This is a genomic window from Jeotgalicoccus sp. ATCC 8456, from assembly GCF_016313225.1.
GTDB lineage: Bacteria > Bacillota > Bacilli > Staphylococcales > Salinicoccaceae > Jeotgalicoccus > Jeotgalicoccus marinus.
This window is the reverse complement of record NZ_CP066224.1, coordinates 1,984,994-2,005,986: the sequence shown is the minus strand read 5'-3', so window position 1 is coordinate 2,005,986 and position 20,993 is coordinate 1,984,994. Positions and strand designations below refer to the sequence as shown.

Here is a 20,993-nt window from a genome sequence, read left to right as displayed (position 1 = left end):
GACATCTCCTTAATGTTTGAAATGACGCATGCCTGTAAACACCATTGCCATACCATGCTCGTTGCAGAAATCTATGGACTCCTGGTCACGCTTAGAGCCACCTGGTTGTATAATTGCCTTAATCCCATGTTCATAGGCAAGTTCTACTGTATCTGGCATTGGCAAGAAGCCATCACTTGCGAGTACAACTTCTTCATCAGAATCAATTGAACGTTCTGCAGCAATCTTTAAGGCACCTACTCTATTCATCTGGCCTGCACCAATACCGGTTGTTTGTTTAGAATTCGCTAAGACAATTGCATTGGATTTCACATGTTTTGATACTTCCCAAGCAAGTGCCAGAGTTTTTAATTCAGCATTACTCGGTTGTTTTTCAGTCACAAACTCCAACTGACTCATGTCAAGTTTGCCTCGGTCTTTTGATTGCACTAAATATCCACCTGATACACTCACCATTTCTTCGCTTTGAACCTCATCTGTAAAATCCATTTTTAACAATCGAATATTCTTTTTGACTGTTAGTATTTCCATGGCTTCATGAGTATAGTTAGGTGCAATAATCACTTCTAAAAAGACCTTACTTAATTTTTCAGCAGTCTCTTGATCTACAGTTTTGTTCAAGGCAACTATGCCACCAAAGATAGACTGACTATCCGCATCAAAGGCATTTTGAAAGGCCTCCGCTAGATTTTTTCCAGTACCCACCCCACAAGGGTTCATATGCTTGACAGCAACTGCAGCAGGGTCATCAAATTTTCTTACCAAGCTAAGTGCACTATCAGCATCTCTTAAATTGTTATAGCTCAGAGCCTTACCATGTAAAATTTCAGCATTTAACAGTGTATTCTTATCATCACTTGTTTTAACTGAACGTGCAGTTTGATGTGGATTTTCACCATATCTTAAGATGTCTTCATTTTGAGAAAAATGGTTCACAATCGCTTGATCATAGTCATTGGTATGACGAAACACCTTAATCATAAGCGACTTTCTATAAGCTTCATCTAAATTATTATTTTGGATACGTTCAATGACTTCGTCATAATCAAACGGATCAACAACCGTCGTCACATGCTTAAAGTTTTTCGCTGCTGCTCTAAGCATAGTCGGTCCACCAATATCGATATTTTCAATTGCTTCGTCTTCAGTCACGTTAGCTTTCCTAACAGTTTCTTTAAACGGATATAAATTAACAACTACAAGGTCAATTGTCTCGATGTTATTTTCTTTTAGTTCTTCTAGATGCTTCGGATTATCTCGATCTGCCAAGATTCCACCATGAACTGCAGGATGTAAAGTTTTGACACGTCCATCCATGATTTCACTAAAATTAGTTAAGTCACTCACTGATTTAACTTCAATATTAGCATCCAATAAAGTCTGGTAAGTACCACCCGTGGAGTATAATTCATAGCCTTCTTTAACAAGTGATTTGGCAAAATCCTCTATACCTGTTTTATTTGAAACACTAAGTAAGGCTTTCATTCTTAAACGTCTCCTTTAAATAACTTTTTTAAAGTACTCGGATACAAGTCGTATTCAAGCAGATGTATTTTTTCTTCAAATATATCTAAACTGTCATTATCATCTATAATTATTGGCTCTTGAGCAATAATCTCACCAGTATCGACGCCACTATCTACATAATGAATCGTCACACCACTTACTTTCACTCCATAATTATAGGCATCATGAATTGCATTAGCACCCTTGAAAGCCGGCAGTAATGATGGATGAATATTGATTATTTTTCTATCATATTGTTCAACAAATGCTTCCGATAAAATTCTCATGAAACCGGCTAAAATTAAATAATCTGGTTCTTCAACAGTTATGGTTCCTTTTATTTTGTCCTCAAATTCTTCTTTTGATTGGTAGTCTTTTCTATTAATCACATGATATGGAACGTTTAGAAGTTTCGCTCTTTCAATCGCATAAGCATTAGCTTGATCAACAATTAGGCTTGAGACTTCCATGCCAATATCTTTTGATTTCAGGACAAGATTCTCAAAATTTGAACCGCCACCAGAGGCAAATATTACGACGCTTTTAGTCATTGATGACAAGTCCTTCTTGAGACGTAATTTCACCAATCATAGTAGCTTCATAATTTACTTCTTTTAATAAGCTAAGTGTCTCATCAACATCATCTTTATCCACAATCATAATAAAGCCAATGCCCATATTAAATACATTATATGCTTCCTTCTTATCTAAACCAGATATTTCAATTAACCAAGAGATAATTTTTGGTGTTTGAATATCTTTTGTATTAATATCAACACCTAGATGGTCTGGGATTGCTCTTGGGATATTTTCATAGAAGCCGCCACCAGTGATATGGCTCATTGCTTTAATGTTAATTTTATCCTTAACTTTTTTGACTGCTTTCGTGTAAATTCTTGTTGGCTCAATTAATAGGTCCAGCAGCTTATCTCCATCAAGTTCATCATTAACATCAATATTATGATCTACTAAAATCTTTCTGACTAAACTGTAGCCATTCGAATGAATACCGCTTGAAGTTAAACCAATAACCTTATCGCCACTTTTAACAGTCGAACCATCAATATACTGCTCTTTTTCAACAGCACCAACGGCAAAGCCAGCTAAATCATACTCTCCTTTTGCATACATTTCACCCATTTCAGCGGTTTCCCCACCAATCAAGGCGCAATCTGATTGTTTACAGCCTTCTGAAATCCCCTTTACAACTTCAGCAACATGTTCCGGAACCACCTTATTGACGGCAATATAGTCTAGAAAGTAAAGTGGTTCTGCACCAGTCGTAATAATATCGTTGACACACATGGCCACGGCATCTATTCCTATCGTGTCATGACGATTATGATCGATCGCAAGCTTTAATTTCGTGCCTACTCCATCTGTACCTGAAACCAAGACAGGCTGTTGTAAATTCAACGTCGACAAATCAAAGACAGCACCAAAGCCACCGATTCCACCAATGACTTCGGGTCTTAGTGTCTTTCTAACATGTCTTTTCATTTGTTCAACCGCTTCATAACCAGCTTCAATATCTACACCAGCATTTTTATATTGTTTCGACATGATTAAACCCCTTTCTTTTTAGCATCTTTTTCTTGAGGCATTAAACCATCTAAGTTTTCAATCGGGTATTGTCCTGTAAAACAAGCATCACATTGTCCTCTAGATCCGAATTTATAATAGACCTCGTGCATTTTATCGACAGATAAGTAGGTCAGTGAATCAGCACCAATTTCTTCACATACTTCAGTTGTTGACTTCGATGAAGCAATTATTTCCGCATGTGTAGAGACATCAATACCGTAAAAACAAGGATTCTTTAATGGTGGTGATGACACACCCATATGCACCTCTTTTGCACCAGCATCTTTTAAAGCCTTCACAATATACTTACTCGTTGTACCCCGGACAATGGAATCATCGATAACAATGACACGTTTCCCTTCCACAATATCCCTCACTGGTGAAAGCTTCATTCTGACCGCTCGTTCTCGAGCCTCTTGACCTGATGCAATAAAAGTACGACCAACATAACGATTCTTCAAGAGTCCCTGCTCACTCGGTATAGCACTGTAATCACTGAATCCTTTTGCAGCGGCCAAGCTTGAGTCCGGCACACCGATGACGATATCGGCATCCACTGTCATCTCTTTTGCTAAGGCTTCACCGAGTGCTTTACGAATTGTATAGGTTGACGTGCCTCTAAACTCAGAATCTGCACGGGCAAAATAAATATATTCCATGGAACATAAATTCGGATTTTCGTAATCTGAATAACGATCAAAGTCGATGCCCTTATCATTAATAGTAATCAGTTCACCAGGCTCGATATCTCTGATGTAAGTTGCCCCGATTGCACTAAAGGCACAGGTCTCACTCGCAACACAGTATGCCCCGTCGACCTCACCTAACATCAGCGGTCTCACCCCGTGATCATCTAAGGCAACTGTGAGTTCATCCTCATGTAAAATCACGTAGGCAAAGGCCCCTTTTAATTGCTGTAATGCTGTCTTAATTCTCGCCTTTCTAGAAGGACCTTTAGCACGTCTTAAGAGATGGGCGAAAACTTCAGAATCTGAAGATGTCTGAAAGATTGCCCCTTCGTCTTCTAATGCTTTTCTTAGTTGAATAGCATTCACTAGATTTCCGTTATGTGCAAGCCCGAGATCCCCGATATGACTTTTAAAAAGAAAGGGTTGGACGTTGGAAAGTTCACTACCCCCTGTTGTTGCGTAACGGACGTGACCAATAGCACAAGGAAAGTTTCTTAAAGATTCTAATTGGGTCTTAGACAAGGCTTCAGTTAAGAGGCCCATGCCACGAGCACCAAATAGATATTCTTTATTTGAAGCAACGATTCCTGCCCCTTCTTGCCCACGATGCTGAAGACTGTGTAAGGCAATATAAGTCAATTCCGTTGCTTCTTTATGGCCCCAAATTCCAAACACTCCACATTCTTCATTTAGTCCACGGAGTTCATACATGTCGGGATTGCCCCTTCCCATTCAGCTTTTATTTCTTTTACTTTTTTCTTTATTTCAAAATCTTGTGCGGTAACTTTAAATGTTTCACCCACTAGCCTACCGATTTCAACAGCATCTTCTATATCTAGACCACCTTTAGCAACAACCAGGTAGTTTGATCCACCTTCACTAAAAAGTAAGTCTGGAGGAATATCCATATTCACATCTACACCAAGTTGATAAAAACTTGAAAGTTGTGCGATTTTAGTAATCAAGCCGCCTCGGCCGAGTGGTGCAATTTTGTTTATTTCACCTTTTACAAGTTTTTCTTTTAGGTACATTCCTCTTTTATATTCCACACCTAAATCAATATATCTTGTAGTTTTACGAATTGTATTCTCTAATATTTTTTCTATTTGGCTTCCTGCAAAAGAAGGAGTGAGTTCTCCAACAAGATAAAGCACATCTCCTTCACTCACTTTTAAATCTTTCATGAAGTTTACATCTTCTATTAAGCCGACCATTCCAACCACTGGTGTTGGTAAAATCGATCCTTGGCTATTCTCGTTATAGAGGCTAACATTTCCTGATACAACAGGCGTTGATAATGCTTTACAAGCCTCTGCCATACCTTTGGTTGATTCACTTAATTGATTGTAGATTAATGGTTTGACAGGTGAACCGTAGTTCAGACAATCCGTCATCGCAAGTGGTGTTGCACCAGTAGCTATAATATTTCTAAAGGTTTGTGCGACGACTTCCTTACCACCGTTGTAAGGGTCGCTATAAACATAGCGGCTCTTTCCATCGATTGCCATAGAGATTGCTTTGTTGGTCCCTTCAACACGGACTACCCCAGGTCCGAAGCCAGATTGTTGTACCGTATTCGCACCTACTTGACTGTCGTACTGATCAAAGATAAACGACTTATCGCCGTGAGTTGGATGGCTAATCAACTTCATAAATACATCTTCTAGATCTTCATTTGAGTAGTCTTCACGCGCTTCATCCTGTTCACTTTCTTGACCTTCTAAAATATACTCTGGTGCTTCTTCTGAAAGTGGTAAGACTGGAATGTCCGCGTAGAGTTCATCAAGAAAGTAAAGTAGTAAACGTTTTGAATCCGTCACTTCCCCTATAACAGCTGAGTCTAGCTCATGTTCATCAAACAATTTAAGGAACTTATCTTCTGAACCATCTTCCACAACAAGAAGCATTCGTTCTTGAGTTTCTGAAAGCATCATTTCGTATGGTGAAATACCTGCTTCACGAACAGGGACCCTATCTAAATATAGCGTCATGCCTGATTGACCTTTAGCGGCCATTTCAGAGCTTGAAGAAGTTAATCCTGCTGCACCCATATCTTGAATACCGACGAGTTCTGGCATTTCAATTGCAGCTAATGTTGCTTCCATTAACTTCTTCCCTGTAAATGGATCACCAATTTGAACAGATGGTCGTTTTGCATCCGCTTCTTCATCTAGTTCTTCAGATGCAAATGTCGCACCGTGAATGCCATCGCGTCCTGTCTTTAGTCCAACATAGATGACTTTATTTCCCTTGCCTGTTGCAGTGCCTTTTTGGATTTTATCGTGTTCAATAATACCGACACACATAGCGTTCACAAGTGGATTGCCGTCATATGACGGATCGAATTCAACCTCCCCTGAAACTGTCGGAATCCCAATGCAGTTACCGTAACCTCCAATTCCTTTAACGACACCTCTTAATAGACGGCGATTATTGGCTTTAGTTAGTTCACCGAATCTAAGTGAATTCAATAGCCCAATCGGACGTGCACCGATGGATACGATGTCACGAATGATACCACCGACACCCGTAGCAGCCCCTTGATAAGGCTCAACAGCTGATGGGTGATTGTGTGATTCTACTTTAAATACGACAGCTTGGTTGTCACCGATATCGACAACTCCTGCACCCTCACCAGGCCCCATTAAAACGTGTTCGCCTGTTGTTGGGAACTGTTTTAAAAATGGTTTCGAATGCTTATAAGAGCAATGTTCACTCCACATGACAGAAAAAATTCCGATTTCAGTATAGTTAGGCTCTCTCGATAAAATTTCAACAACTTTCTTGTATTCATCATCAGTCAGACCCATTTCCTGATACAGTTTTTGTTCTCTGATATCCTTACTAGTCGGCTCAATAAATCTCATATTAATTGCCCTCCCAATTTGTTAGACTCTCAAAAACTCTAAAACCATCTTTACTACCGAGTAAAAGATCAATGGCACGTTCTGGGTGCGGCATCATACCACACACATTTCCATCTTCATTAACAAGGCCAGCAATGTCGTTTCTTGAGCCATTCGGGTTGTCATTGTAAGTTAAGATAATTTGCTTATTTTTAACGAGTTGATCGTATATGTCATCTGAGCAATAGTAGTGGCCTTCACCATGTGCGATTGGAAAGATAACATCTTCTCCATCGTTATAAAGTTCTGTATATTTCGTTTGATTGTTAACGATTTTTAAAGATTCATTTCTAGAGACAAAACTATGGTTGTCGTTATGTATAAGTGCACCGGGTAAAAGCCCAATCTCAGTTAAAATTTGGAAGCCATTACAGATGCCAAGAACAGGCTTACCTCTTGCAGCTAGTTTTTTAATCTCAACAGTCACTGGGGCCACACTTGCCATAGCTCCAGACCGTAAGTAATCCCCAAATGAAAATCCACCAGGTATTAAAACGCCATCATAGTTAGTTAAATCAGTTTCTCTATAATCCACGTAATCTGCTTTAGCACCACTTTTTACAATGGCATTGTATAAATCACGGTCACAGTTTGACCCTGGAAAACGAATAACTGCAAACTTCATTTATACTGTCTCCTCGTCTAAGATTTTATATTCGTAAGTTTCAATGACTGTATTGGTAAATAATTTTTCAGAGAGTTGACGGACGATCTCTTCAATCTTCTTATGATCAGTTTCATCAATATCAAAGTACAATACTTTACCTACTCTAATATTCTCAACCTGACCCGTACCGAGTTCCTTAACCGCTCTATCTAAAGCTTCGCCTTGAGTATCTAACACTTGGGGTTGTAAAGTTATAATAAGTTCAATTTTTTTCATTTTTAATTTCCTCCAACTTGTTATAAAAAATATTATATGTCTCAATTAATGATCCGGTATTATTTCTGTAAACATCCTTATCTAAGTTTTTATTAGTGGTTTTATCCCATAATCTACAGGTGTCTGGTGAAATCTCATCCGCTAATAGAATGTTACCTTGGTCGTCTCGACCGAACTCAATTTTAAAATCGACAAGCTTTAAATTCATTTCATCCATAAGATGTGTCAGTGCTGAATTAATTTTAAGTGCTTGATTCTTCAGTTCTGATAATTCATCTGATGTCGCAATTTTAAGATGATGAATATGATCTTCTGTAACGAGTGGATCTTTTAAATCGTCTTCTTTTAAGTAAAACTCAACTAGAGGTGTGTCAAAAACATGACCTTCTTTAAATCCCAGTCTTTTAACAATATTGCCAGCAACAATATTTCTAACAACGACTTCTAGTGGAATAATCGTGACCTTTTTTACAAGCTGACTAGTTTCTCCAGTCTCTTCTATAAAATGAGACTTAATATCGTGTGCTTTCAGATGTTTGAAAATACTGGCTGAAATTAAGTTATTTAAGCGCCCTTTACCTGGTACAAAATCATGTTTTTCGCCATTACCCGCTGTAACCTCATCTTTATACTCTATTAAAAGAACTTCCGACTCAGCTGTTGTGTATACTGATTTTGCCTTACCTTCATACAATAACGACATATTTTCACTCCTTTTCAAAGTCTGTTTTTAAAGTCTTAAGTGATGCTTCGATATCGTTTGTTAATAGAGTGACATGTCCCATTTTACGAGCTGGCAGACTTTTACTTTTTCCGTACAAATGAACATTCCAATGTGGATAATAAAATAAATCACCTTCTAAGCGATCTAAATCTTGACCAAGTAAGTTCATCATAATTGCATCTTGATGCTGATAAACTTCAGGCATCGGTGCACCAGTAATGGCTAAGATATGGGCATCAAATTGTGAGATATTACAAGATTCAATTGAATGATGTCCAGAATTATGTGGTCTTGGCGCAATTTCATTGACATAAAGTTCACCGTCTTTAGAAATGAAATACTCAATCGTAAAGACACCAACAAAATGGAGATGTGTCATTATTTTTTCCGCTTCGCTTTTAGCCTGTTCAAAGTAATCAAATCTAGACGGTGCAATGGTTCTGTACAAAATTTGATCTCTATGTAAATTCTCCTGCAGTGGGAAATAGATACATTTGGAGTCTGTATTTCTTGCGATGGTGAGCGAGACTTCCGCTTCTAGGTCAATGTATTTCTCTGCAATAAAATCAACTTGGTCAAAAGGAATCTCTTCACTTTCTAAGGCTGCTTGACTGTTTAAGTAATACTGACCTTTACCGTCGTAACCGCCCGTTTTTGTTTTAACGATTAAGGGATATCCATGTGTATTTGCAAAAGCTTCAATTTCCGATTTACTCTGAACATTTTCAAAAGGTACAACCTTAGCACCCGTTGCTTTAATAGCATCTTTTTCAGAACTTCTATTCTGAAGCGTGAGTACTGTTTCAGCACCTTGTGGAACATAAAAGTTATCTGTTAGTGAGTGAAGAATATGAGCATCAATATTTTCAAATTCATAAGTCACCACATCAGACAAACTCGCTAATTTTTCCATCGCTTCTTGATCACTAAAATCTGCCTGTATAAAGGTGTGGCATGTTGAGCTTGCAGGGGCATCTGGAGAGGGATCTAGAACAATTACCTTATAGCCCATTCTTAAAGCACTTTGTGCAAGCATCTTACCAAGTTGACCGCCACCTATAATACCGATGGAGCTGCCAGGATATAGACGTTTACTTAAGGTCATTTTGCATAGCCTCCACTTTTTCTTCCAAGGATTTTTGATAAGCTTCTAACTTTTCGTATATTTCTTTAGAATTTACAGCTAAAATTCGTGCAGCAAGAATCGCAGCATTTTTAGCCCCTGCATCACCAATCGCTTGTGTGGCAACAGGTATGCCCGCCGGCATCTGCACTATAGATAATAGAGAATCCATACCGCTTAGTGCCTTAGATTGAATAGGCACCCCGATTACAGGTACGTGAGTCGAAGATGCAACCATGCCAGGGAGATGTGCAGCACCCCCAGCACCCGCAATGATGATATCAATACCATTAGACTTTGCTTCCTTAGCATAATCCAACATCATTTCTGGAGTACGATGCGCGCTAACTACTTTCTTCTCATACTTAATTCCAAAGTAATCAAGCAAGTCAGCACTATGTTTCATCGTTTCCCAGTCTGATGAACTTCCCATAATTATTCCGACAGTCATTTCAATAACACTCCTAATTTAACGAACATTATTTATATTTATAATTATAATGTGCGTATTTTAAATGTCAACAGTTGATTATTTTATTTTAATGTACGTTTTTTTAAGTGATTTTTACTGAGATTGCTGCTATGATGAGCTTAGTTTATTTTTGAAACCCATCCATTCAAAACAAAAAAAGACTCAAAAACCTCGATTAAGAGATTCTTGAGTCTGTATGAAACTTAGTTTTTGTATTCTTCATTATTAATATCTGTAATGAACATGTGACCTGGTGCATGTGAAATCAAAATCTCAGGTTTTGCATTTAACACCACATTCTGAGGTGTCACACCACACGCCCAAAATACGGGCACTTCGTCTTCGGCAATATCAATCGGATCACCGTAGTCAGGCTGATTGATATCTTTAATACCAATCATTTCTGGATCTCCTGCATGTACGGGTCCGCCGTGCATGCTAGGGAATTCGTTCGTGATTCTGATGACATCATCTACGACTGACTGTTTAAATGGTCTCATAGATACCACTGTTTCCCCGTGGAAAATTCCAGCAGGTTCTGTATTTATATTTGTCTTATACATAGCAACGTTAACACCTTGGTCTATATGTTTAATCGGAATACCTTCATCTAAAATTGCCTGTTCGAAAGTAAAACTACAACCGATCAAAAATGTGACAAGATCGTCTGACCAGTAAGGTCTAATATCATCTACTGTATCTACAAGCTCACCGTCTCTATAAATATTATAGAGCGGGACATCTGTTCGAATGTCTGAGTTTTTAGCGTAGCGACTGACAAACTCACCTGCTTCTAACACTTCAATAATCGGTACAGGTTTATGGTTTCTCATAGCAAATAAGAGAAAATCAAAGGCATATTTTTTAGGTAAGATAGCCAAGTTTGCTTGGACTTTATCACCAGAAATTCCTGAAGTCGGCCCTGTATGTTCACCAGTTCTAATACGCTGTCTAATTTCTTCTGTATTCATTTAATCACCTATCTATTCCAAAGATCCGCGAGTCCTTGTAGCGACATAAATCCTGCAATCAAGGTTACAATGACTGCAATGATACCGAATATGATCATCCAAGTCGGGTGATGATAGTTACCGACAATGCTCTTCTTACGTGAAGCCAATAGAATCGCACCCAGTGTTATTGGTAAAATTAAACCGTTAAATGAACCTGCAAGAGTAAGTAATGTGACTGGTCTTCCGACGAATAGGAAAATAAGTGTCGATGTAAGGATGAAGACCACAATTACAATATTATTATACTTATCGAAAACCTTATTAAACGAGCGCATGAAGCTTGCACTTGTATAAGCCGCTCCAATAACTGAAGATAATGCTGCTGCTAGGAGCACAACACCAAAGATCTTCATACCGATATCACCTAAAGCAAATTGGAAAACGGATGCTGGAGGGTTTTCAGAATCTAATACTGCACCTTGAGCTAAGACACCAAGTACTGCTAAGAATAACAGCACGCGCATTAAACCTGTTGTTAAAATACCCCAGTTTGCTGCGTGACTCACAAAGCGTAGGTTTCTCTCACCAGTCATTCCCGCTTCGATTAAACGGTGGGCACCAGCGAAAGTGATATAACCACCAACTGTTCCCCCAACCAGCGTGATAATTGGTAAGAGCATCGCAATAGGCTCTTCTGGTAAAATTACGCGTTTCGCTGCTTCTGCAACAGGCGGTTCTGAAATAATCATGACGTAAGCAATGATACCTATCATGAGCACCCCGAGTATTTGTGTCACGATATCCATGACCGCACGTCCATTTTTTACTAAGAAAATAATAATTGCAAAAATACCTGTAATTGCTGATCCAATTCTAACATCCCATCCAAAAATGGCATTAAAACCGAGCCCTGCTCCTGCGACGTTACCAATATTAAATGCTAAGCCACCGATAACTATTAATACGGCAACAACCGAACCAAGTCCTGGTAATACCTCATTGGCGACATCTTGTCCACGTTTTCCACTAACTGATAAAACTCTCCAAATATTTAACTGTGCACCAATATCAATCACAATTGACGCAACAATTGCAAATGCGAAACTTGCCATAAATTGTTGGGTAAACACTGTTGTTTGCGTTAAAAATGCAGGCCCAATTGATGATGTTGCCATCAAGAACACTGCACCAAATAATAACCTGCGCTGAGCAGCAGTTATCTTAGGTTTATTCTCCATAATTTCACCTCTTCTTACATCGTATCGATAGTAACACCTTTCTCCTGTAATTGTTTTCTTATCTCTTTAACAAATTCTAATGCTTTGGCACCATCACCATGGACACAGATACTATCTGCTTTAATATCTATGTCTTTGCCATTGATGCTTTCAACCTTACCTTCAGTAATCATGCGTAGCACCCTAGAGACTGCGATTTCACTATCTGTAATCATTGCACCTTCTTTTGAACGTGACACTAATGTACCGTCATCCTCGTAGGCTCTGTCTGCAAATACCTCATGCACAACATTTAAACCAAGCTTTTCTCCACTTTTCACTAGGTTATTATTCGCTAAGCCCATTAATTTTAAATTAGGATTAAAGTCATTAACTGCACCAGCAATCACATCAGCGAGGTGTGCATCTGTAAACGTTGCATTGTAAAGCGCGCCGTGGGGTTTCACATGATTTAGTTCCATGCCATAAGTCTTCGCTAAACCATCCAGTGCAGATAATTGATAAAGTACCAAGGCATGCACTTCATCGTCAGATAATTTCATAAATCGACGACCAAAGCCCATCAAATCTAAATAACCAGGATGGGCTCCAATTCCAGTTGTCCCAGATTCTTTAATGCGTTTAATTGTCTCAATCATCACACTCGGATCTCCTGCATGAAAGCCACAAGCGACGTTAGCAGATGAAATCAAAGGAATAATTTCAGCGTCATTGCCGATCTTGTAATTACCATAACTTTCACCTAAATCAGCATTTAAATCTATTGTTAACTCAGACATGTGAATCCTCCTTAATCAATGATGTTCTCATTATGAATAAATTTAATATCGTAGTCGTTGGCATGCACTTTCGGATGTCCAGCCAAGAAATACTGTAAATTCAAATTTGTTTTAATTGGTTCAATTACTGTTTCACCTAAGACTAACTTCAACTTATCTAGAGCATCAGTACGATTATTTGCAGTTACAATTATTTTTGCAATCATCGAATCGTAAAAAGGTGGAATCACATAACCCGAATAGATGTGACTGTCCACTCTGACATTCCGACCCATGCCATAGTGAAGTTTTTCGATTTTACCAGGCGAAGGCAAGAAATTGTTAGCCGGGTCTTCTGCATTAATTCGTGCTTCAATAGCGTGACCAGACAACTGCACTTCATCTTGAGTAAAACCAATTTCTCCATCGAATGCCACGTTAATCTGTGACTTAATGATATCGATGCCTGTCACCGCTTCAGATACGGTATGTTCCACTTGAACTCTCGTATTCATCTCAATGAAGTAAAAACGCTTCTCTTCTGGTACATATAAGTATTCAATCGTTCCAGCTCCACGGTATTTCAGTTTTGCGATTGCTTGACGTGTGGTTTCCGTAATGTCAGCTCGCTCTTTTTCACTTAATATTGTCGCTGGCGCCTCTTCTAGAAGCTTCTGATTATTTCTTTGAATCGAGCAATCTCTTTCAAATAAATGCACCGCTTCACCTTTACCATCACCGATAACCTGAATTTCAATGTGTCTCGCTTTTGGAATATATTTTTCAACATATAGCCGGTCATCATTAAAAGAACTTTTAGCTTCCTTCTTCGCTTGACTGTACAATTTATCGACATCATCATCATTAAAAGCAAAACGCATGCCTTTACCGCCACCGCCGGATACGGCCTTGATTACAATTGGGTATGTCACTTCGTTAGCAATAGCTTTTACCGACTCAATCGAATCTGCGACACCCTCACTACCCGGTATGACAGGTACTCCAGCCTCATCCATTGTCTGACGAGCCATCGCCTTATCACCCATTTTTTCCATCGTCGACGCATCAGGCCCAATGAAAATGAACCCCGCTTCCTCAGCACGTTTTGCGAATTCAGGTGTTTCCGATAAAAACCCGTAACCAGGATGAATCGCATCTGATTCACTGACCGTCGCAGCTTGTAAAATACGGTCAATGTTCAAGTAGCTATCAGCACTCTTTGGTCCACCGATGCAATATGCTTCGTCTGCCAAGGCAACATGCAAGCTATCTCGGTCACCGTCTGAGTAAATCGCGACACTCTTAATATTCATTTCTTTTAAAGTTCTTATAATACGAACTGCAATTTCTCCGCGGTTAGAAATTAACACTTTTCTCATAACTTATGCTCCTTCTGGACGTAAGCGAATCAACACATCACCAAATTCAACAGTATCTCCATTGGATACTAAAATTTCTTCAACGGTACCAGCAACATCACTTTTCACGTCATTAAATACTTTCATTGCTTCTATAAAGCCAACTTGATCACCTTTTTGTACTGGATCACCAACAGCAACAAATGTTTCCTCGCTGTTCTCATCTTTGTTAATGAAAAATGTGCCAAGTTGCGACGCTTTGATTTCTAGTAAATCAGAACTTTCTTCATTTGCACTCGTGTCAGTTGAAGCAGATGTGCTAGTTGCACTAACCACACCATTACTCATAGTTCTTTCTAGATGAATAGATGTACTTTCATCTGAAAAACTTAAAACTGATAAATCTTCCTCTTTTAAGAGTTTCACTAATTTCTTTATATCTTTATAATTCATGACTTATCCTCCAATTAATTTCGACACGCTATTGGCATCTGCTCTTCTTACTGCTTCAAAATCTTTTGATGGTACTAAATCGACCTTGTTTTGTAACTGCTCTAAACTTTCCTTGTAGAGCGCACTTGCACTTTCGACGCTAATCTCTTTAAAACGAATTTTATCCCCAGGTTGCTTCTGAGCAATTTTGGGTAGGTCGACTTTAGCAACGGTGGCAATTTTAGTGTATCCACCTGCTGTTTGTCTGTCTGCTAGAAGAATGATCGGCTGTCCATTTTTAGGGATTTGAATGCTACCAAATTGGGTCGGTGCACTTAAAATATCATGTCCATTATCCGATTTGATTGCTGGACCTTCTAACCTCGCACCCATACGGTCCGTATCTTTAGAAACCGTATACTCAGATGACTTAAACAAATTTTGGTATTCGGTATTAAAGCGTTCACTTTCTTGGCCGAGTATGACACGTATTTCTTCAACTTCATGCGTCTCTATTGCTTCATCTACTTCTAACAAAGGAATGTCAGCATGACCGCCAATAGTTTTTAGGATATCACCTGATTGAAGGACTCGTCCCTTGTAACCACCAATTCCACTTCTCGTATGTGTCGCATAACTACCAAGTTCACTAGGTAAATCTAATCCACCTGTAAAAGCGACATAAGTTCTAACGCCACTTTCCACACTACCAAAAACGACTTGGTCTCCTTTATCCAAGTCGATAATCGTACCAATTCTGTACGGCTGATTATTTACTGTTAGGTTCATCGAGGCGCCGGCAGTTGCGATTGTTGTTTTCTTAAGTACAGTAAATTGTATACCTTGGAAGGTCATCTCTATAGTCGCTTTTGTAAAATCGTTACCAACTAAAGCATTTGCTAGACAGTAACTTCTATAATCCATAGCGCCTGCTGGAGAAAAACCATAAGACTCATAGCCTCTTCTACCTAAATCTTGCACTGTTGTAAACAGTCCTGGCTCAGTAATCTTAATCGTCATTTGCTTCACCTCTGTCGTCGATAACTTTAACTTCATACGCCCCATCATAATAGGCCTGTTCTAACCGATAATATTCGTCTTCATCAATCGCCTTATAGACAATACGATCCCCTGCTCCATACAATATAGCGTGATCTCGGTTTTTATCGTAGAGGGGAATTGGGGTACGTCCCAATAAGTTCCAGCCTCCTGGTGAAGTAAATGGATACATTCCTGTCTGTTGCCCACCAATACCAACAGAACCTGCTGGAATACGTGTTCTAGGTGAATCCAATCGATCTTTATAAAGCCTTTCGTCTAGGCCACCTAAATAAGGAAAGCCCGGCATAAAACCGAGCATATATACTAAATACTCTTTGTTGCTATGTAGTTCTATGACGTCAGTTTCAGACAATCCAGATTTTTCAAATTTTTTGATATCAGGACCAAATTCACCACCATAACACACAGGTATCTCAACGACCTTATAACTTGATGGTGTGGTCGATAATTCTTCTTGCTTCATTTCTTCTAAGGCTGATTTCATTGCCTTAACATCCGCTCGTAAAACATCAAAATAAATAATTAAACTGGTATAGGATATAACAATATCCAGAACCCCTTCAAAATCTAGCTCAACAAATTTTTCTTTTAGCTGCACAAGCTGAGTATTGATGGTCTCGTCAATATTTTGACCAAGCGTAACTGTTAAAGCATCCTCTGCATACTGCTGAACTCTCATAGTACAGTTATTCCCCCGCTTCTAAACGTCCTACAATGTCATTGAATTGTTTCTTAACTCTAGGAATCTTTAAGGCATAAAGTGCAAAACTTACTGGAGAATCCGTAATAAGTTTCGTCGAAATGGTTAACTCAGAGCGACCTTCAACCGGTACAATATTAACCATTGTCCATAATCTACCCGCTGGGACGTATGATTCAAACTCAAGTCGACGATTATCTGTGTAAAATATTACTTCTGTATTAATATTAGCCTCATTGTATACTAATATTCCCTCTGTTCCGACTGATCTTTGATTTGTAACGTCTGAATTATAAGTAATTGCTGTTAGTTTTTGTACTCTGTCAATGATTTTTTGATCGTCGTTTAGAACGTTAAACACATACTCTGGAGATTGCTCAATTTCTTTATGGTAAAAATACAACTGTAGCTGAAGTTCCAAATCGCTCACCTTTTTCTGAATAATTTAATTTTTCTTTTAAATGTAACCGTATACAGTTATGATTATAAACAACCAGCTGATATCTTTCAATATTAGAACATTCTCAAATCAGCTGTATTATTGATAATTTAGAGGTGAAAAATATGGATACAATATCAACTGACAAACTAATCACACTAGATGATGTGAGGGAACTGTATACTTCTGGTGGTGGTGATTTATATAGTGATTATAATAAACTCAGAGCAGACATTATCAACTCAGATTTTGTCATTACACTACGACAAAAAGGTAAACTTGTTGCCCTTATGAGGTCGAATGGCGATGGTACAAATAATCAATACATATCCGAAATCATTCTCCATGCCGCATTACCTAACCAAGGATTTGGTTCAAAGCTAATTGATAAATACTTAGAATGTACCCATGAAGTCAGTAAGATTTATATACTTTCCAACGTCTACTATCGCACAACATTTTCGAAAACTTGGTTACAGTATAAAGGCTTCAACATCATTGCTGAAAATGAGAACGTCATTGTCTATTTGTACGATCGTCATTTAAAGTACTAAATGACATAAAAATCGTCCGCAAACATTTGCGGACGATTTTTTATACATTTATTTTAAAATAATATGCGTCTAAATTAAGTAGTTACCTAATACACTGTTTACATCATGCACCACAACGAAGGCTTGATCATCATTCGCTTTAATTAGACGTTTTAGTCTATTGAGCTGTGATTTGTTGATGACTACAAACAGAATGTCTTTATCTTCTTTAGAATAGTATCCACGACCATCTAAAATCGTCACTCCACGGTTGATTTTTGTATTGATTAAGTTCGCCACAGCATCCGGTTTTTGAGAAATAATCGTAACTGCTTTTTTCGGATTCATACCTTCTATAATGAAGTCCATCACTTTTGTTGCTACATATAAAGCGATTACTGTTAACAAGACTTGCTCAATGCTCATCACAGTTAAACCAATCGTGATAACAATTAAATCAAAGAACAGTAAGGCATAAGATACGTTGACATCTAAAAACTTATTCGCCATCTTGGCTAAGATTGTCGTACCTGCCGTTGTAGACCCGACACGAATAATCAACCCAATTCCTGTCCCTATAAAGAGCCCACCAAAGACAGTATTGATCAGTATTTCATCAGTTTGAATTTGCCAGGTTTCTGTTATCCAAAGTGCGAGGGAGGTCATTGGTATGGTAAAAATCGTGTAATACATGGCACGTTTACCTAAAAACTTAAAACCAACAATCAAAATCACAAAGTTCATAATTAAGTTTGTTAAGGCTGTCGGTAGACCAAATGCGTAGTATAAAATAATAGAAATACCAATAAATCCACCTTCACCTAAATTACCGGCAATCATAAAACTATTTACACCTATGGAAAATAAAAACGAACCGACAATAATGGTTAAGACATTAATTAAAGTTTGCACGGTGAACTTTGAATTCAATGATAAACGAATTTTTTCAAACTGAATATTTTTCAAAGTGTTTCTAAGTTTCATACCTTCTCCCCCTTCTGCTACTATACTTTTACTATGTTATAGCAACTCACCCGACTTTTCAACGCAACAAAAAAGCCGCCAAGGGCGGATATTTGAATCTTTATACAATTTCTTTAAGGATTTTCCCATCCTTGGCAACAACTTTAATTCGGTCATTATCTTTAAGGAGTCCAATATCTTCAAGTGGATTACCGTCTGTCAGAATAAAGTCAGCAATGTATCCTTCTTGAACAAGTCCAAGATTTTCTATTTCCATACATTCTGCTGCATTTTTTGTCGAAATAACAATTGCGTCCATCGGAGTGGCTCCAGCTTCAACCATCAGCTCAAGCTCTCTTAAGTTCGTACCATGTTTGAACACACCTGCGTCTGTACCCATAGCAATATTCACCCCTGCATCATAAGCTTTTTTAAAGCTTGCTCTATGGGCATCCATTACTTCCTTAGACTTTTTAAGTCCAACTTCTGAAATACCTAACTCATCTGCGAACTCAATAACTGATACTGGTGCAAGTAATGTTGGTACGAGATACGTGCCTTTTTCTTTCATCTTTTCAATCACTTCATCATCTAAATAAATACCGTGTTCAATAGAATGAATACCTGCTTCAACACAGTTTTTAATTCCTTCTAAACCTTGAGCATGCGCCATAACTTTGACACCATTTCTAAACTTTGCTTCTTCAACTATGACCTTTAGTTCTTCTAGAGAATACTGAGTAAATTTAGGGTGATCTGTTGGACTTGATACGCCTCCAGTTGCCATGACTTTGATGACATCTGCTCCAGCTCTTAGCATTTCTCTTGTACGTTTTCTTACTTCTTCCACTCCATCTGCGATACCGTCCGGCATACCTTCATAAGGTCTTACCAAACTTAAATCAATACCAGAATAGTTTAATCCATCACCATGACCACCTGTAATAGATAAGGCATTAATAGACACTTGCATGCGTGGCCCACGAATCAGCCCATCATTGATTGCTTGTTTAAAACCAAGCGGACTGCCTAGGGCGTCTCTAACTGTTGTCACACCCGCATCAATTGTTCTTTCAGCATATTGTATCGCTTCATAGAAGCTATAAGAAAATGGTGTAGCGACACGTTCTGCTAATGGTTTAAATTCAGTAGATAAATGCACATGAGCATCGATCATTCCAGGCAACATATACTTTCCTTGACCGTCGATAACCGTCGCATCAGTTTCTGTGTATTCTTTTGTAATGTGTGTGAATTTCCCATCTTCTATCACAACGTTTACGTTTTTTTGTACATCTGAACCCGATCCATCAATTAGATTAATATTTTTTACGATAGTTTTTGACATTAATAAAATCTCCTTTTTATAGCATTCCCATTACAAATGTTGCAATAACAACAGATGCGATAGTGACCGTGACAAACCCACCGATTAACATTGGGGTTACAATTTCCGAAAACACGCGTTGTTGATCCACTGTGTTATCTGTAGTACTTCTAGACACTTCTTCACAAATGATATAGTCTCCAGGAAATCCAACAAGAGCTGTTAAAGCAACAGGCATACCCTTAAATGGGTGCCAACCAACAGCCTTAGATGCAATAAATCCACCAAGCGCAAGTCCACCGACACCGGTTACTAAGATTAATAATACGGGTGGTATATTATTTACGACATCTTGTGGGGTGATTCCACCCATTGTACCAATTACCACAAAAATCAGAGCAACCATCATGAAACTAAATGAATTTGATTTTTGTAGGACAGCTTGTGGAAATAACTTTGCATTCAACATCAATATACCAAAGATTAAACTGAACAAGGTGTAATGAATACCTGTGTATTCACTTAATATTGTTGCAATCGCAGCTAAGAGGAATATTGTGAATAAAAGAATGATATTGTTCTTAAAGATATTAAATCTTACAGGCTGATCTTCTTCTTCAAGACTATCTATTTCAGCTTTTGTTGCTGTTGTATTTTTAACAAAATTTCCAGCATAACGTTTTAAAAAGAACGAAATTAATGGCATACCAATTGGAGTTTGTATGGCTGCAATTAAGACAGGAATAACAATGATAGCCGTCATGCCAATTTCATTAAGTTTTTCTGTTGTAATTAGAAGTGCAACCACCCCACCTGAAATCGGCCCAATACCACTCGCCGCTGTTTCAAAGTCAAATACTAAAGGTACGATAGTCAAAACGAGTATGAGCGCACCCAGTACACCACTTATGGAGATTACAACCGCTCGCCATTGCTTTTTTAAAGTACTGATTGGCATTAAAGTTCCCATATGTATAATTAATGGCCCAATTAAAATGGCACCTAGTGCTGGTAATGTTGAAAGTTCTAAAATATTTTCAGGAAAAACACCTATCCATGTTAATACTAAATAACCGACCATGGCTGTCATTAACATCGGTATTCTTGCTCTAGTGTAAATTGAAATTAATTCACCGACTGCAAGTAGTGCAAACAACATAACAGTGGCAACTATAGGCTGTTCAATCATAAAATATCCTCCAAGCTTGAGTAGTAGCTTATTGTTCGAATTATACGACAATTCAAATAATATGCAATATGATTACGTTTTCATTGGAAAAATACTCTTAAAATGAAAAAAAAGCACCTTGGCAAGGGAGGTTGAGCCAAGGTGCTGCTATTAA

General features: G+C 38.3%; 22 protein-coding genes. 1 reads left to right on the top strand and 21 read right to left on the bottom strand.

Going from position 1 to position 20,993, the window contains the following annotated elements; translation table 11 throughout:
* Positions 1-9 precede the first annotated feature (9 nt).
* The 18 genes from purH to JEM45_RS10345 form a co-directional block, all read right to left on the bottom strand.
* Positions 10-1,485, bottom strand: a complete 1,476-nt coding sequence (gene purH, locus JEM45_RS10430) for a bifunctional phosphoribosylaminoimidazolecarboxamide formyltransferase/IMP cyclohydrolase (protein ID WP_198687450.1) — start codon at positions 1,483-1,485, stop codon at positions 10-12.
* Between the two features lie 2 nt (positions 1,486-1,487).
* The gene (gene purN / locus JEM45_RS10425) at positions 1,488-2,057 is read right to left on the bottom strand and encodes a phosphoribosylglycinamide formyltransferase (protein WP_026866800.1); all 570 of its coding nucleotides are present in this window, start codon (positions 2,055-2,057) and stop codon (positions 1,488-1,490) included.
* On the bottom strand, positions 2,050-3,069 hold the full coding sequence (gene purM, locus JEM45_RS10420) for a phosphoribosylformylglycinamidine cyclo-ligase (RefSeq protein WP_026866799.1): 1,020 nt from the start codon (positions 3,067-3,069) through the stop codon (positions 2,050-2,052). Before purM ends, purN begins: the two co-directional genes overlap by 8 nt.
* 2 nt (positions 3,070-3,071) lie before the next feature.
* Positions 3,072-4,490: an amidophosphoribosyltransferase gene (gene purF, locus JEM45_RS10415; RefSeq protein WP_026866798.1), complete on the bottom strand. Its 1,419-nt coding sequence runs from the start codon at positions 4,488-4,490 to the stop codon at positions 3,072-3,074.
* Entirely contained in the window at positions 4,469-6,646 is a 2,178-nt protein-coding gene (gene purL, locus JEM45_RS10410) for a phosphoribosylformylglycinamidine synthase subunit PurL (RefSeq protein ID WP_035856246.1), read from the bottom strand. Before purL ends, purF begins: the two co-directional genes overlap by 22 nt.
* Before the next feature lies 1 nt (position 6,647).
* Complete coding sequence (gene purQ, locus JEM45_RS10405) at positions 6,648-7,310, bottom strand: phosphoribosylformylglycinamidine synthase subunit PurQ (protein WP_198687449.1); 663 nt, start codon at positions 7,308-7,310, stop codon at positions 6,648-6,650.
* The gene (purS, locus tag JEM45_RS10400) at positions 7,311-7,568 is read right to left on the bottom strand and encodes a phosphoribosylformylglycinamidine synthase subunit PurS (RefSeq protein ID WP_026866795.1); all 258 of its coding nucleotides are present in this window, start codon (positions 7,566-7,568) and stop codon (positions 7,311-7,313) included. It lies immediately after the preceding gene.
* Positions 7,555-8,271, bottom strand: a complete 717-nt coding sequence (purC, locus tag JEM45_RS10395; RefSeq protein ID WP_198687448.1) for a phosphoribosylaminoimidazolesuccinocarboxamide synthase — start codon at positions 8,269-8,271, stop codon at positions 7,555-7,557. The genes purS and purC overlap by 14 nt, the downstream gene beginning before the upstream one ends.
* Before the next feature lie 4 nt (positions 8,272-8,275).
* Positions 8,276-9,397 carry a 5-(carboxyamino)imidazole ribonucleotide synthase gene (gene purK, locus JEM45_RS10390; RefSeq protein WP_026866793.1) on the bottom strand — a complete coding sequence of 374 codons (1,122 nt, stop codon included), beginning with the start codon at positions 9,395-9,397 and terminating at the stop codon, positions 8,276-8,278.
* Entirely contained in the window at positions 9,384-9,866 is a 483-nt protein-coding gene (purE, locus tag JEM45_RS10385) for a 5-(carboxyamino)imidazole ribonucleotide mutase (protein WP_026866792.1), read from the bottom strand. The genes purK and purE overlap by 14 nt, the downstream gene beginning before the upstream one ends.
* Positions 9,867-10,090: 224 nt before the next feature.
* Positions 10,091-10,858, bottom strand: coding sequence for a putative hydro-lyase (locus JEM45_RS10380; RefSeq protein WP_198687447.1), 768 nt, complete (start codon positions 10,856-10,858; stop codon positions 10,091-10,093).
* Positions 10,859-10,866: 8 nt separating this feature from the next.
* The gene (locus JEM45_RS10375) at positions 10,867-12,078 is read right to left on the bottom strand and encodes an NRAMP family divalent metal transporter (RefSeq protein WP_198687446.1); all 1,212 of its coding nucleotides are present in this window, start codon (positions 12,076-12,078) and stop codon (positions 10,867-10,869) included.
* Positions 12,079-12,092: 14 nt separating this feature from the next.
* Positions 12,093-12,857 carry a LamB/YcsF family protein gene (locus tag JEM45_RS10370; protein ID WP_198687445.1) on the bottom strand — a complete coding sequence of 255 codons (765 nt, stop codon included), beginning with the start codon at positions 12,855-12,857 and terminating at the stop codon, positions 12,093-12,095.
* An 11-nt stretch (positions 12,858-12,868) separates the two neighbouring features.
* Complete coding sequence (locus JEM45_RS10365; protein WP_198687444.1) at positions 12,869-14,215, bottom strand: acetyl-CoA carboxylase biotin carboxylase subunit; 1,347 nt, start codon at positions 14,213-14,215, stop codon at positions 12,869-12,871.
* A gap of 3 nt (positions 14,216-14,218) precedes the next feature.
* Complete coding sequence (locus JEM45_RS10360) at positions 14,219-14,647, bottom strand: acetyl-CoA carboxylase biotin carboxyl carrier protein (RefSeq protein ID WP_198687443.1); 429 nt, start codon at positions 14,645-14,647, stop codon at positions 14,219-14,221.
* 3 nt (positions 14,648-14,650) lie between these two features.
* Positions 14,651-15,682 (bottom strand): 5-oxoprolinase subunit C family protein, encoded by a 1,032-nt coding sequence (locus tag JEM45_RS10355; protein WP_198687442.1) that lies wholly within the window; start codon positions 15,680-15,682, stop codon positions 14,651-14,653.
* Positions 15,636-16,367 (bottom strand): 5-oxoprolinase subunit PxpB, encoded by a 732-nt coding sequence (gene pxpB, locus JEM45_RS10350; RefSeq protein ID WP_198687441.1) that lies wholly within the window; start codon positions 16,365-16,367, stop codon positions 15,636-15,638. Before pxpB ends, JEM45_RS10355 begins: the two co-directional genes overlap by 47 nt.
* A 7-nt stretch (positions 16,368-16,374) precedes the next feature.
* Complete coding sequence (locus JEM45_RS10345; protein WP_198687440.1) at positions 16,375-16,809, bottom strand: hypothetical protein; 435 nt, start codon at positions 16,807-16,809, stop codon at positions 16,375-16,377.
* A gap of 143 nt (positions 16,810-16,952) precedes the next feature.
* Here JEM45_RS10345 and JEM45_RS10340 point away from each other — a divergent pair, with 143 nt between their 5' ends.
* Complete coding sequence (locus JEM45_RS10340; RefSeq protein WP_198687439.1) at positions 16,953-17,381, top strand: hypothetical protein; 429 nt, start codon at positions 16,953-16,955, stop codon at positions 17,379-17,381.
* A 69-nt stretch (positions 17,382-17,450) separates the two neighbouring features.
* Here the strand turns inward: JEM45_RS10340 and JEM45_RS10335 are convergent, their stop codons facing one another.
* The 3 genes from JEM45_RS10335 to JEM45_RS10325 form a co-directional block, all read right to left on the bottom strand.
* Positions 17,451-18,344 carry a YitT family protein gene (locus JEM45_RS10335; protein ID WP_198687438.1) on the bottom strand — a complete coding sequence of 298 codons (894 nt, stop codon included), beginning with the start codon at positions 18,342-18,344 and terminating at the stop codon, positions 17,451-17,453.
* A gap of 100 nt (positions 18,345-18,444) precedes the next feature.
* The gene (locus tag JEM45_RS10330; protein WP_198687437.1) at positions 18,445-19,671 is read right to left on the bottom strand and encodes a metal-dependent hydrolase family protein; all 1,227 of its coding nucleotides are present in this window, start codon (positions 19,669-19,671) and stop codon (positions 18,445-18,447) included.
* A 16-nt stretch (positions 19,672-19,687) separates the two neighbouring features.
* Entirely contained in the window at positions 19,688-20,839 is a 1,152-nt protein-coding gene (locus tag JEM45_RS10325; protein ID WP_026866780.1) for a hypothetical protein, read from the bottom strand.
* Between the last annotated feature and the right edge of the window lie 154 nt (positions 20,840-20,993).

Excerpts from the sequence above, each read along its gene's own strand:
- purH (WP_198687450.1), bottom strand. The coding sequence starts at position 1,485 with ATGAAAGCCTTACTTAGTGTTTCAAATAAAACAGGTATAGAGGATTTT.
- purN (WP_026866800.1), bottom strand. The coding sequence starts at position 2,057 with ATGACTAAAAGCGTCGTAATATTTGCCTCTGGTGGCGGTTCAAATTTT.
- purM (WP_026866799.1), bottom strand. The coding sequence starts at position 3,069 with ATGTCGAAACAATATAAAAATGCTGGTGTAGATATTGAAGCTGGTTAT.
- purF (WP_026866798.1), bottom strand. The coding sequence starts at position 4,490 with ATGTATGAACTCCGTGGACTAAATGAAGAATGTGGAGTGTTTGGAATT.
- purL (WP_035856246.1), bottom strand. The coding sequence starts at position 6,646 with ATGAGATTTATTGAGCCGACTAGTAAGGATATCAGAGAACAAAAACTG.
- purQ (WP_198687449.1), bottom strand. The coding sequence starts at position 7,310 with ATGAAGTTTGCAGTTATTCGTTTTCCAGGGTCAAACTGTGACCGTGAT.
- purS (WP_026866795.1), bottom strand. The coding sequence starts at position 7,568 with ATGAAAAAAATTGAACTTATTATAACTTTACAACCCCAAGTGTTAGAT.
- purC (WP_198687448.1), bottom strand. The coding sequence starts at position 8,271 with ATGTCGTTATTGTATGAAGGTAAGGCAAAATCAGTATACACAACAGCT.
- purK (WP_026866793.1), bottom strand. The coding sequence starts at position 9,397 with ATGACCTTAAGTAAACGTCTATATCCTGGCAGCTCCATCGGTATTATA.
- purE (WP_026866792.1), bottom strand. The coding sequence starts at position 9,866 with ATGACTGTCGGAATAATTATGGGAAGTTCATCAGACTGGGAAACGATG.
- JEM45_RS10380 (WP_198687447.1), bottom strand. The coding sequence starts at position 10,858 with ATGAATACAGAAGAAATTAGACAGCGTATTAGAACTGGTGAACATACA.
- JEM45_RS10375 (WP_198687446.1), bottom strand. The coding sequence starts at position 12,078 with ATGGAGAATAAACCTAAGATAACTGCTGCTCAGCGCAGGTTATTATTT.
- JEM45_RS10370 (WP_198687445.1), bottom strand. The coding sequence starts at position 12,857 with ATGTCTGAGTTAACAATAGATTTAAATGCTGATTTAGGTGAAAGTTAT.
- JEM45_RS10365 (WP_198687444.1), bottom strand. The coding sequence starts at position 14,215 with ATGAGAAAAGTGTTAATTTCTAACCGCGGAGAAATTGCAGTTCGTATT.
- JEM45_RS10360 (WP_198687443.1), bottom strand. The coding sequence starts at position 14,647 with ATGAATTATAAAGATATAAAGAAATTAGTGAAACTCTTAAAAGAGGAA.
- JEM45_RS10355 (WP_198687442.1), bottom strand. The coding sequence starts at position 15,682 with ATGAAGTTAAAGTTATCGACGACAGAGGTGAAGCAAATGACGATTAAG.
- pxpB (WP_198687441.1), bottom strand. The coding sequence starts at position 16,367 with ATGAGAGTTCAGCAGTATGCAGAGGATGCTTTAACAGTTACGCTTGGT.
- JEM45_RS10340 (WP_198687439.1), top strand. The coding sequence starts at position 16,953 with ATGGATACAATATCAACTGACAAACTAATCACACTAGATGATGTGAGG.
- JEM45_RS10335 (WP_198687438.1), bottom strand. The coding sequence starts at position 18,344 with ATGAAACTTAGAAACACTTTGAAAAATATTCAGTTTGAAAAAATTCGT.
- JEM45_RS10330 (WP_198687437.1), bottom strand. The coding sequence starts at position 19,671 with ATGTCAAAAACTATCGTAAAAAATATTAATCTAATTGATGGATCGGGT.
- JEM45_RS10325 (WP_026866780.1), bottom strand. The coding sequence starts at position 20,839 with ATGATTGAACAGCCTATAGTTGCCACTGTTATGTTGTTTGCACTACTT.